The following is a 10,845-nucleotide window of genomic DNA, read 5'->3' on the forward strand; positions in this document are numbered from 1 at the left end:
CCTTGGGCGGAACCAGGGGCCGGCCAACTCCCCCCCCCCCCCCCCCCCGGACTACCGCGGCGCCCCGTCGTTCTCCCGGTTGCAGCAACGCATGCACGTCCAACGCCCCACCCGGCGCTGATCCAGCAGGTCCGCGTCGACTACCTCGTGTTCGACCTGCTCGGCATCGACGACCACGTGCTGCTCGAGGACCCCTACCGCACCCGCCGCGCCGAACTGGCCGACCTGACACTCGACGACGGTGCCCGCGTGCGGGTTCCACCGTTCTGGTCGCTGACCGATACCAGCGCCGGGGAACTGCTGCGAGTGTCTGCGGACTCCGGGCTCGAGGGAATCGTCTGCAAGCGCGGCGATTCCATCTACGGAAAGCGTTCGTCGGCGTGGACGAAAGTGGTGTCGCGGCTCACGACCGAGGCCGTGATCGTCGGCGCGGTCCCCGGCAACGGCGTCAACGCCACCACCTTCGGCGGCCTGGTCCTGGCCGCCCACACCCCCGACGGGCGCCTGCGCTGCACCGGTGGAGTCGGCGGATTCACCGCCGCCACCCGCCGCAGCATGCGCGCGAGGCTCGACGAGATCCGCCGCGACACCAGCCCACTCGACGACCCACCACCGGCACCGGTCGCGCGGACCGCGTGGTGGGTGCAACCCGTACTTGTCGCCGACATCGAGTACCGCGAGGTTAGCGGCGACGGCCTGCTACGACACCCGTCCTTCCGTGGCCTCCGGACCGACAAAACCCCCGCCGAGATCATCCTCCCAATCTGATCCACCGACGCCGAAGGGTCGTTTTCCGGACACCCAGGGCGAATGAGGGCCGATGCGGACAGAAATCTGTCCGCATCGAGTCGCTTCCGCGTCCGAGATGTGTAGGGCAGGCTCGGTGTTCGGCCCGCCTGAACGGCGCGGGCGGTGAGGTCAGTGAAAGGAGACGCTCTGGAGAGTTAGCTGGGTGTGCGCCAAAACACTTGAATATTCGCCTGGCGCATAGACTCCGGCAAAAACGTCGCCAATACTGGCAACTGCCCGTACGAAAAGGGTGCTGCCCCCAACCTGTTCCAGCAGGTGGGGGCAGCGGTACGTCCAAATGTCCGAGCGCCAAACCTGAACATTGGAGCAGTCATGAGAGTAGCGCCGCCCGGCCTGAACTGGCACCCCTGTGTGCCGGATCCCCCAGAATCACCCGAAGGCGACCCGCTGCTGGCGTTAGCCTTGGCTATTGCCTTGTCAACGGCGGCGGGGGTACTGGTTGGCTGGGAAGCTGCCGTCACCGTCCTAGCGGCGGTGCTGGGTCTGTTCGTCGCCTACCGCCGCGGCTGACAGAGCAGAAATAGAACAGGAGCGCCGCCTGAAGAAGGTGGCGCTCCTGTCGTTCTCGCCCGAGTCAGATCAGGAACTGCAGGGCTAACCTCTCCTCATCGGTGAGGTTGGCCGATGCCGCGTATCCACACTTGGCGCGCCTGAGGCAGGTGCTCGACAGGCTCGCAGGCCTGCCCGGCAGGCGAATGAAGGGGAGCCGTAGTAGGGAGGATGGGGCTGGTTCGGTCGCGGCGGTTCACGACGCGGATGAGCATGTCCAGGATCGGCACCATGTCGCTGCGCTCGGCGCGGATGACCACGGTGAGCGCGACGGTCGTCATCGCCAGGCTGGCCACGGTACTAGTCAGTGTGATGACCAGGTAGATGGGGGACATCGGGGTGTTCCTCTCGGTCGAATGTGTTGTTGAGAAGGAACTTACGAACCGGTCTGCGCATTGTTGCAGTCGCGGATCCGCCTCGGGTGAGGTGGCAGTATCCATTCCCCGGAGGGGCCGCGCTGCCACTCGCTTTTCACATGGGTATAGCAAGAACACTTCGCCGGGGGGCCTCGACGGCGGCCATGGCGATGTGGCTGGCGATCGCCGCTGCGGTGAGCGTGGTCGCCGGGCGTGCCGGCGACGACAGGCTCAACGTCGACCACCGCACCGCCGCCCCCGCCCCGGCGCCGGCAGCAGCCGACAGACTCGGCACCGAAGCATTTCGACTGCATCTTCCGCCACTGAACAACCGCCCCGAGGCGACCGGACGCGAAGTCATCCCAGCGGGCACCGGTTTCCTCGTCATCGGCGTCGACGGCCTCCGCGCCTTCGACGGCGCGACCGGCGAACCACGCTGGCACTACCTACGCAGACCCCAATCCAGCACCCGCACACTGACATACACCGCTGATCGGCCACCGCGACTACCCCGCCTCGACCTCGAGCAAGCCCACACTGACGCTGCTACAGAACACGATGCTCATCGACTTCTGGACTCCCGACAACCCCGCGTACATGCTCGTCGAAGAACCGGATCAGCTCGCCACCACCCCACTCCGGGCCTCGGGCTCACCCTTCGCCGCAGCCGCCGACGGATCCGACCTTCTCGTCGGGTTCTTCAACCCGACGACCCGCCAGAGCCATGTCGGCCTGACCACCGACGACGGCAGCTCGCGCACCCGAATCCCCGAGCTGTCGCCGAGTAGCCCGAACAGCGGTGCCGTCCACGTCCTCGCCGAGGAGATCATCGCACTGGAATACAACACCTCATTGCGGCTTTCGCGCTGGCCCCGCCGAAATCCGGCTTCCCCCACCGCCGGCCCCATCGAGGCCACCTGCCGCCCCAAAGCGACTCAGCCAACACTCCTCCCTGTCCCCGCATCGCTCCTGGTCGTTTGCCAGAACAACGAGGAAATCGGCGACTCCACCCTCGACATCATCGGCTACCGCTGAACCCTCACCACCGATCGGTAGCGCCTCTCCAGCCTTACGCACCGCTCGAGATGGACGAGTCAATGCTTTTGTGCCCCAGCAAATATCACCTGGCAATCCCAACGCCCAGAGCTAAAATCAGTCATCCAGGAGTCATTCTCCGGGGGATACACCGAGGTAGGGGTAGGGAATGAAAACCACGCTCATCGTCGCCATCGCGGCACTGTCCGCCATCACACTCACCGGCTGCTCGTCCGATGCCGACGTGGTCTCGGAGAACCTGTCCAAGGAATCCGACCAGTTCAAGATCAACCGCCGCGTGGTCTTCTTCAACGGAATCACCGACAAGTACCTGCTCTCGGTAGAGGGCAAGTGCTCGATCAAGGACGAGAACAAACAACTCGAGGTCACCTGCAAAACCGGCGACGACCAGTACAAGAAGCACTTCCTCGGCCTGTCCGACAACGTCAGCTATTTCGTAGAACAGCTCGAGCCCGCCGAGGTAGACCGCTACCACTACAAGGTCATCTTCAAGCCCGAGGTAATCCTCCCCGACGTCGACCGCCCCTGACCGAGCGTCCTCCCGCCGACTACGACAGATTGCCGATCTCCGCGTCAAGATCCGCTGCGAGCCGCAGCATCTGCTCCCCCGCCTCGAGTACCACGGTGGTCGAGGCGGTCCAGTTGCCATCGTCATGCCGCCAGGGCCGCACTGTCCATGTCAGACCTACGCGCCCCCGAGACGCGAAGACCGCATCGATCCGCAAGTCGCGGTCGATGCTTTCCCACACCCGGACACCGCCCCACCCCGCGAAGTCATCGCTCAGGCTCTGGAAGAACGAGACCAGATCCCGGTCGCCCATGAGTGACACCGTCACCTGGTGCAGCATGGCGGCCATTCCAGGCCCGCCGACCTGAACGCAAACTCGGGCCGAGTTGTCACCCCAGGGATCGACTCGATTCCACAGCCGAACCCATGTCCCGTGACCAGGTTCGCCCAGGCACACACTTCGGCCCCAGTCCGGATTCTGGTTGCAGTCGCAATCCATCGCCGCATGCTATCCGCGACGCCAGGTGCGGCGTCCTTCGCAACGACCCACTACCGAGGCGACCTGAATTGCCTACCCGATAGCGGGGGCACAAGACCCGACTCGCAATTACTGGCAAATACTGGACATCACTGGAACTTCCACTTACCCTCGGCCCCATGTCAGAAGCTGCGGAGCTGCTGGAAGCCCGCATCAACGAACTACGCGCATCCGTCAGACGCGCCGTCTCCGCCGGCGACCGCCTGGCTGCCCGCCAGTTGCGCAATGAGCTGCGCGCGGTCGAAACCGAGTGGGACGAAGCAGTTCTCGGCCCCGGCGAAGCACCGACCCCGGACCCGAATGTTCCGGTGCGCGAGCATGTTCACCGCGCACTCACCCTGCTAGGCGCACCGTCGGCACCGAAATTGGTGATGCAGGTCCACACCGCCTTCTTCTCCGGCGACCTGGCCCCCGCAAGGCTGACGAGCCTGCGCCGCGACGAGGAGCGTTCCTTCCGCGCCGCACCTTTCGCGCGCCCGTACTACATCAGCGCAGCACTCACCACCGACCTCCTCGCTCCGGCGCGCGGACTCCTCGCCCTGAGCAGCTGGACACTCCCCCAACGCATGATCGGGCCCCTCAGTCCCCGAGTGAACCTGCTGACCTCGGCGATCCGACTAGCCGACCACGTCAGAGGCCAGCCGGACATTTCACCGGACGGCATCCGCCTGATATGGCGCCTGGCAAACTCCATCCCCGGCGTAACAGGCACCCCCGATTCCATCGATGCCGAGGATGTGAAGACCGCCGCGCAACGCGAGCTCGCGGTCCATGAAGAAGATGACGCATTCCAGCGGCAACAGGCCGCGACCAGGGCGGCACAGCAGCTCGATCAGCCCGCCCAACTGTTCGGCACCCGGCTGAGCCTGGCCGCCACACGAAAAGAGATGGGATGAAAGAGCTTTCGGCCCGCCTGCAGGAGCTGCGCGGCGAAGCCCCCTCGATCCGTCACAACGCCCGGACCATCGCCGCGCTCACCGCGAACCCCGGCTGTGCCCGCCGCGCGCTGCTCGATGCCGCAGCCGTCGACAAGGCTGTCGTCGCACGGGAACTCGGTTATCCGCCGCAGTACGGCCAGTCGTCGTTCGCCATTACGCGCGGCAACGCCTTCGAGTCGATGGTGAAGGCGAACGGTTGCGCCGATCTGCTGGCGCTCCTGCGCGACGTCCTCGGCCTGACCATCCCCGAAGTGGCCTATCACAACCTCGACGCGGTCGGCGAGAACGCCGGAAACGCAGTGCGGTATCAGCGCACGCGTCAACTGCTCGGACAGGCGCTCGACACCGGTGAAGGCACCCTGTTCGACCATCCGATGCTGCGCCTGGATATCGCCGGCGCACTCGCCTACCTCGAGCCGGATCTGGTCGCCCTCCAGATCGAGGGCAAGTTCCACATCGTCGAGATCAAGTCGTTTCCGATGATCGACGGTCAGGCCGACCCCGCACAGGTAGCGGCCGCGGCCCGCCAGTCCGCGGTGTACGTGATCGCGTTGCGGCGCCTGCTCGAGGATTTGGGCGCCGACCCCGAAAAGCTCGTGTCCCACAACGCGATCCTGGTGTGCACGAAGGGCTTCTCGAACCGTCCCACCGCGACGTTCGTCGACCTGCGCAATCAACTGTCTGTCGTCTCGCGCCAGTTGTCCCGGCTGACGTCGATCGAGTCACTCGTCGAACTGGTCCCGCCCGGGGCGACTTTCGAACCCGGCCCGCAACTGGACGAGGTGATCTCCGCGATCCCCGCCCGCTTCGCCCCCGAGTGCATCTCCACGTGCGAACTCGGCTTCCTCTGCCGCTCCGAAGCCCGTGCCTGCGGCTCCGTCGACGCCCTCGGTCGCGGCGTCCGCGACGAACTCGGCGGCCTGCACAATATCGACGACGTCCTCACCCTGGCCCGTGGTTCGCGCACGCCCACGGAAGACCAGGTCGACATCACCGAACTGCTCCGCACCGCGCACCGTCTGCGTCAGGAGATCGCGTGAGTGTGCTGTCCGCACTGGCGAAAGTAGAGGCGGTCGACGCCGGCCGCGCCGTGCCGACCGCGACCGTCCGCCACTGTCACCTTGCCGAGCAGCCCATCGTCCTCATCCCCCTGCATCTCGCGGGCGAGGCGGCGGCACCGCTGGCAGTGCTGGTCGGTGCACACCATGACGAGGCGAGGCTTCTCATCGTCCCGCAGCCCCGCGACCGCGTCCTGCGCCTGCGCTTCGCCGAGGAACTCGCGGCGATCCTGCTGCCCCACATCAATCGCCACGCCGACGACACCGAACCGGTCGTGATCGACAAGAAGACCAACGAGACCATCGACCGCTGTGTCGACGCCCCACAGATCTGGGTGCCCAATCAGGCCGCCGTCACCTTCTTGAAGCTCCTCGGACGGTCCCTGCGCTTCCGCCGCACCGAAGGCGACGACGCCGTCTCCCCCGCCATCCCGCTCGTCGGGCGGTGGCTCACCTGGTACTGCGACCGCGCCGAACATCCTGGTTCGACCGCGCTGGCACCCCTCACGTCACACCTGCCCACGCACTGGACCACCGGGCAATCCGCTCTCGAGGACGCCAACCTCACCGCTCTCCTCGGCTGGATCGCACCGCCCGACAACCTGACCGGTCCCGAAGCCGCCGCCCGCGCCGAGGACCCGACCATCTGCCCGCCGGCCGGTCCGGCCACCGATCCCGGCTTCGACAATGTCGTCCTCGCCCCACTCATCAACGCCTACGACACAGCCGCCGACGACATCGCCCGCACCCGCGCCGTCCAGCGCCTCGAACAGGCACTCCGAACCCAGCTGGAACCGACGTGGGAGCTGATGTGGCAAGGCCTTTCGCTCCTGCGCGCGCTCCCCGAGGGATCCAGTGTGGCTGCCCGCTGGGCCGAGGATGTGCGCTCCTTCTCCTACTTCACCGAGATCGCCGAAACCCAGGCCCAGTCCCGGCGCGATTCCCCCACCTCCGCCGTCCGGCGATTACTCGCCCGTGAACAGGCACTCGAACGACTCACCGCCGCAATGGCTTACGACGACCCCTACGTCATGCTGGAGCGCCGGCTGGCAGGCGAGGCCTGTCTCGCCACCGTCATCGACTCCGAGCCCACCCGAACCACACTGAGCGACAAGGGCAAAAGCGTGCTGCGCCCCTTGCTCCGCGTGACAACGACAGACCCCTTCACACCTGTTGCCGGCGAATCACTGCACAACGCCGCCGTCAAGAACCAGCAAGCCAAGGTTCTCGAGGTCGACGACGTGATCGTGCTCGAACTCAGCGGCGGAATGGGCCGCAGCGCAAAGGCTCCCGCCGAAGGAACGGTGAACGTCGAAGGTGACCGCATCGTCTTGGCCCGCTTCGGCCCCAACGGCAACTTCCGGGCCGCCACCCTCCCGCCCCCGGAGGAAACTCCCTGGACCCACGGCGGCCCACCGGAAACCGATGAGGAGAACTGATGTCCGCCGCACACGCCGCTGATACGACCGTCAGCAACATCCTCACCGACCTGGCCGACACCTCCCACAAGGCGATCGTCGTCGACTCACCGCCCGGCGCAGGCAAATCGACCCTAGTCGTGAAAGCCGCCGGTCAGCTCGCCCAAGACGGCACCCAGCGCATGATCGTCGCCCAAACCAACGAACAGGTCGACGACCTCATCGCCCGCCTGGCCGCCGCCCACCCCGACCTCCCCATCGGCCGCCTCTCCGCCCAGGACTACCGCCCCAGCGACCGCATCGACCTCCCGAACGTCCGCGCCGCCGCCAAAGTCGACGACCTCGCCGACCGCACCATCCTCATCGGCACCGCCGCCAAATGGGCCACCCTCACCGAGGGCACCTGGGAACACGCCATCGTCGACGAGGCCTACCAGATGCGCTCCGAAATGCTCCTCCGCATCGCAGGCCGCTTCGACCGCGGCCTCTTCGTCGGCGACCCCGGCCAACTAGACCCCTTCGCCACCGTCGAATCCGACCGCTGGGCAGGCCTGGACTGGGACCCCACCCGCAGCGCAGTCCCCGTCATGCTCGCCAACAACCGCGACCGCCACATCCCCATCCACCGCCTCCCCGTCTCCTGGCGCCTCCCCACCAGCGCCGCCGACGTCATCTCCGCCGCCTTCTACCCCTTCACCCCCTTCACCGCAGGCACCGCCCCCGGCACCCGCCAACTCTCCTACGTCACCCACGGCCTACGCACTCCCCTGGACCGCTGCCTCGACGAAGCCGCCGACCACGGCTGGGCCCTCTACGAACTCCCCGCCCGCAACACCCTGCGCACCGACCGAGAAGCCGTGTCCGCCATAGCTTCCCTGGCGGTCCGCATCCTCGAACGCGGCGCCACCGCCACCTCCGAACAGGGCACCCACCCCGTCACCGCCGACCGCTTGGCCATCGGCACCGCCCACCGCGACCAGGCCGAAGCCATCCGCCTGGTCCTCCGAGGCACCCTCGCCGAACCAGTCACCGTCGACACCGCCAACCGCCTCCAAGGCCGCGAATACGACATCACCATCGTCCTCCACCCGTTGTCGGGGCGCCGCGACGCGAGCTCCTTCCACCTCGAAGCCGGCCGTCTGTGCGTCCTCACCTCCCGTCACCGCCACGCCTGCATCGTCGTCGCCCGAGCGGGGATCGCCGAACTCCTCGACGCCTACCCGTCCACAGAACCGGTCCACCTGGGTGTGCCGGTCAAATTCCCCGACGGCTGGGAAGCCAACCAGTCCATCCTGAGCCACCTTGCCGCCCACCGTGTCTCAGCCTGAGAAGGCTCTAACGGTAAGCGAAGGCTTGTTGTCGATGTTGTGGGTACACCGCGAATTACCGATCATGCGCGTGCGAGAGGCCGATGAGCGTCAGTTGCCGATCAACGCCCGATTTCCTCGCGACATCGTTCTTCGGACTTTGTCGACACGGTGCCTACACCCTCGCTGAATACCCCCCCCCCCGCGGGTCGCCGACTCGAACCGCAGGAGTGCTTCCTTACCCCGTCGCTATTCCCCTGATCTGCGCGGCCAGCTCTATGACCCGGCGATCCTGCTCCCCGTACCGAACAGCCATCTGGGTGTGAAGGCGTTTTAGCCGTCGAACGGCGGCGGGTGCATCGCCGGCGGCAGCCTCGCAGCGCGCAAGCCGACGCTGGCAGTACATCACTTGGTCGTTGTATGGCCCGCGCTGCGGAGTCAGTTCGTCGATGAGGTCGCGGTACAGGTCGGCGGCGATGCGATGCTCACCTGCATCGAAGCGAAGGTCAGCGAGTTGAATTCGGGCCTCGACCACCTCCCTGTCCTGCGTACCAAGTACTGGGGCCACCTTGTCGATCACCGTGGTCAGTCGTTCGACAGCGGCCTCGTGCGGTGCGTCAAGCGTGACCATGCGCGTTTGTTCCATCGCGTCTCGTAGCCCGATCCTTCCGTCCCCGAGCTGAATGCTCCCCGCGGGCCCCGGCGCGGCGCTCACACCGACGGCCTGGGCGTACATGACAGCCGACCCGTCGAGCCGATTCACTTCCGGCAGGTCACCGAGTCCCGCCGCATGCGGGAGTAGCCCGGCGTGCACTGTGGCCGCATCGGACGGACGTTGGCTCGGCGACTTTGCGAGCATCATCATCACCAGCTCGATCATGTCCCGTGGCACATCGATGTCCGCGGCCGCGAGCTCCGGGGCCGGCTGGTGAATCTGGTTCTGCCACACCACGAAAGGCGTGCCGCCCGTCATCACCCGCTGTCCGGTGAGTAGTTCGTGTAGCACAAGACCGAGCGCGTAGAGATCCGTCTGGGGCACAACGTCTTTGCCTTCGACCTGCTCGGGCGCCATGAATGCCGGTGTGCCGAGAGTATTTCCGGTGCTGGTGTATCGCGACACGTCGTCGTCGAGTACTACGGCGAGTCCGAAATCGAGGACCTTGACCGTTCCGTCCGGACACAGCATCAGATTCGATGGCTTCAAGTCCCGGTGGTAGATTCGATGGCGATGGGCGGCTGCGAGCACCGCCGAAGTTTGTGCACCGAGCGCCGCCACGACACCGACCGGCAGCGATCCATGGTTGGCGAGCAGGTCGTCGAAGGTGATTCCCTCGACGAATTCCATGACGAGATAGGGACGTCCACCGGGAGAAACACCCGCATCGTGGATGACGGGAAGCCCGGGGTGGCTCATCCGGGCCATCAGCTCCGCCTCACGGAAGAAGCGCTTGGTCCAACCGGGGTCGTTGTCCAGGTTGGGCTGGGTGAACTTCACGGCGATCCGGCGCTTCAGATGACGATCGAATCCGGCGAAGACCTGCCCCATTCCGCCGGCACCGATCGGTTCGAGGAGATCGTATCGGTCACCGACAACCTGAGGTTGCACGGCAATCACCTCCCTCAGTCGACCGTGACGACGCGGCGTCGAGCCACCGCATCCCGCCATCTTCGCATCCCGAATAGGGCAGCGCGCAACAATCATATTGACATAGTTTTCACACGCATCTATGGTTTACTTGCATCCGCGGTTAAGCCCGCGAGGCAATGTAAATCTCTCAGCGTCGGCGGGCTCGTCCGCCCATGCCCCTTCGCGTCACCGAGGACCACCCATGCGCACACTCCCCGCCTTCTCGACCCTGTTCGCCGTCGGCGTTGTCGCCGTCACGCTGACCGCCGTCGCCCCGAGCGCGGCAGCAGCCCCCAGCACCGGCTCGGCCGGCAGTTCCTCCGGTTCCGCGAGCGCCTGCGCCCCGCGCAGCGACGCGGACCGATTGTTTCTGCGCGAGTCCTACTTCGACGACGAAGACTGCGATGTACAAGACGCGGGCATCCAGTTGGCCCACTCGCAATGCCGGTGGCTCGATGTGAACGGCAACTCCGCAGCCAACCGGATCGAACTCGCCGAAAGCACCAGGGACACCCTGGAGTACCCGTACATCTTCCTGCACGCTGCCATCGAAGCGTACTGCCCGCGGCACAAGGACTGAGAATCCCGAGGAGCCGCCGGCGGTCACACCTGAGCGGATCGCCGGTGATGCTTCCGACTGGAATTCCGACAGCTAGGGTGGTCTTCGCAGCGGCCCAGAG

At 66.1% G+C, this 10,845-nt stretch carries 11 protein-coding genes; 8 read left to right on the forward strand and 3 right to left on the reverse strand.

Annotated features, from left to right (window positions below; genetic code table 11):
* The first annotated feature begins 147 nt into the window (after positions 1–147).
* Positions 148–768, forward strand: a complete 621-nt coding sequence (locus AB0F86_RS25880) for an ATP-dependent DNA ligase (protein ID WP_356986067.1) — start codon at positions 148–150, stop codon at positions 766–768.
* A gap of 647 nt (positions 769–1,415) precedes the next feature.
* Here AB0F86_RS25880 and AB0F86_RS25885 read toward each other — a convergent pair.
* Positions 1,416–1,694 carry a hypothetical protein gene (locus AB0F86_RS25885; protein WP_356986066.1) on the reverse strand — a complete coding sequence of 93 codons (279 nt, stop codon included), beginning with the start codon at positions 1,692–1,694 and terminating at the stop codon, positions 1,416–1,418.
* 579 nt (positions 1,695–2,273) lie between these two features.
* Here AB0F86_RS25885 and AB0F86_RS25890 point away from each other — a divergent pair.
* On the forward strand, positions 2,274–2,750 hold the full coding sequence (locus AB0F86_RS25890) for a hypothetical protein (protein ID WP_356986065.1): 477 nt from the start codon (positions 2,274–2,276) through the stop codon (positions 2,748–2,750).
* Positions 2,751–2,919: 169 nt separating this feature from the next.
* A complete protein-coding gene (locus AB0F86_RS25895) occupies positions 2,920–3,300 on the forward strand; it encodes a hypothetical protein (RefSeq protein WP_181699370.1) in 381 nt (126 codons plus the stop codon).
* A gap of 19 nt (positions 3,301–3,319) precedes the next feature.
* Here the strand turns inward: AB0F86_RS25895 and AB0F86_RS25900 are convergent, their stop codons facing one another.
* Positions 3,320–3,778 (reverse strand): DUF6228 family protein, encoded by a 459-nt coding sequence (locus tag AB0F86_RS25900; protein WP_356986064.1) that lies wholly within the window; start codon positions 3,776–3,778, stop codon positions 3,320–3,322.
* Between the two features lie 158 nt (positions 3,779–3,936).
* Here AB0F86_RS25900 and AB0F86_RS25905 point away from each other — a divergent pair, with 158 nt between their 5' ends.
* The 4 genes from AB0F86_RS25905 to AB0F86_RS25920 are packed head-to-tail and all read left to right on the forward strand — an operon-like array spanning position 3,937 to position 8,559.
* Entirely contained in the window at positions 3,937–4,713 is a 777-nt protein-coding gene (locus AB0F86_RS25905) for a hypothetical protein (protein WP_356986063.1), read from the forward strand.
* Positions 4,710–5,795 (forward strand): hypothetical protein, encoded by a 1,086-nt coding sequence (locus tag AB0F86_RS25910; RefSeq protein ID WP_356986062.1) that lies wholly within the window; start codon positions 4,710–4,712, stop codon positions 5,793–5,795. The genes AB0F86_RS25905 and AB0F86_RS25910 overlap by 4 nt, the downstream gene beginning before the upstream one ends.
* A complete protein-coding gene (locus tag AB0F86_RS25915; protein WP_356986061.1) occupies positions 5,792–7,252 on the forward strand; it encodes a hypothetical protein in 1,461 nt (486 codons plus the stop codon). Before AB0F86_RS25910 ends, AB0F86_RS25915 begins: the two co-directional genes overlap by 4 nt.
* Positions 7,252–8,559: an AAA domain-containing protein gene (locus tag AB0F86_RS25920; protein ID WP_356986060.1), complete on the forward strand. Its 1,308-nt coding sequence runs from the start codon at positions 7,252–7,254 to the stop codon at positions 8,557–8,559. Before AB0F86_RS25915 ends, AB0F86_RS25920 begins: the two co-directional genes overlap by 1 nt.
* A gap of 217 nt (positions 8,560–8,776) precedes the next feature.
* Here AB0F86_RS25920 and AB0F86_RS25925 read toward each other — a convergent pair whose 3' ends face one another.
* The gene (locus AB0F86_RS25925) at positions 8,777–10,240 is read right to left on the reverse strand and encodes a serine/threonine-protein kinase (protein WP_357171727.1); all 1,464 of its coding nucleotides are present in this window, start codon (positions 10,238–10,240) and stop codon (positions 8,777–8,779) included.
* A 127-nt stretch (positions 10,241–10,367) separates the two neighbouring features.
* On the opposite strand from AB0F86_RS25925, the gene AB0F86_RS25930 reads away from it, so the two are divergent.
* The gene (locus AB0F86_RS25930; protein WP_356986058.1) at positions 10,368–10,745 is read left to right on the forward strand and encodes a DUF732 domain-containing protein; all 378 of its coding nucleotides are present in this window, start codon (positions 10,368–10,370) and stop codon (positions 10,743–10,745) included.
* Positions 10,746–10,845: the final 100 nt, after the last annotated feature.

This window comes from Nocardia sp. NPDC023733, from assembly GCF_040639775.1.
Classification (GTDB): Bacteria; Actinomycetota; Actinomycetes; order Mycobacteriales; family Mycobacteriaceae; genus Nocardia; species Nocardia rosealba.

Excerpts from the sequence above, each read along its gene's own strand:
- AB0F86_RS25885 (WP_356986066.1), bottom strand. The coding sequence starts at position 1,694 with ATGTCCCCCATCTACCTGGTCATCACACTGACTAGTACCGTGGCCAGC.
- AB0F86_RS25910 (WP_356986062.1), top strand. The coding sequence starts at position 4,710 with ATGAAAGAGCTTTCGGCCCGCCTGCAGGAGCTGCGCGGCGAAGCCCCC.
- AB0F86_RS25905 (WP_356986063.1), top strand. The coding sequence starts at position 3,937 with ATGTCAGAAGCTGCGGAGCTGCTGGAAGCCCGCATCAACGAACTACGC.
- AB0F86_RS25895 (WP_181699370.1), top strand. The coding sequence starts at position 2,920 with ATGAAAACCACGCTCATCGTCGCCATCGCGGCACTGTCCGCCATCACA.
- AB0F86_RS25920 (WP_356986060.1), top strand. The coding sequence starts at position 7,252 with ATGTCCGCCGCACACGCCGCTGATACGACCGTCAGCAACATCCTCACC.
- AB0F86_RS25890 (WP_356986065.1), top strand. The coding sequence starts at position 2,274 with ATGCTCATCGACTTCTGGACTCCCGACAACCCCGCGTACATGCTCGTC.
- AB0F86_RS25925 (WP_357171727.1), bottom strand. The coding sequence starts at position 10,240 with ATGATTGTTGCGCGCTGCCCTATTCGGGATGCGAAGATGGCGGGATGC.
- AB0F86_RS25900 (WP_356986064.1), bottom strand. The coding sequence starts at position 3,778 with ATGGATTGCGACTGCAACCAGAATCCGGACTGGGGCCGAAGTGTGTGC.
- AB0F86_RS25930 (WP_356986058.1), top strand. The coding sequence starts at position 10,368 with ATGCGCACACTCCCCGCCTTCTCGACCCTGTTCGCCGTCGGCGTTGTC.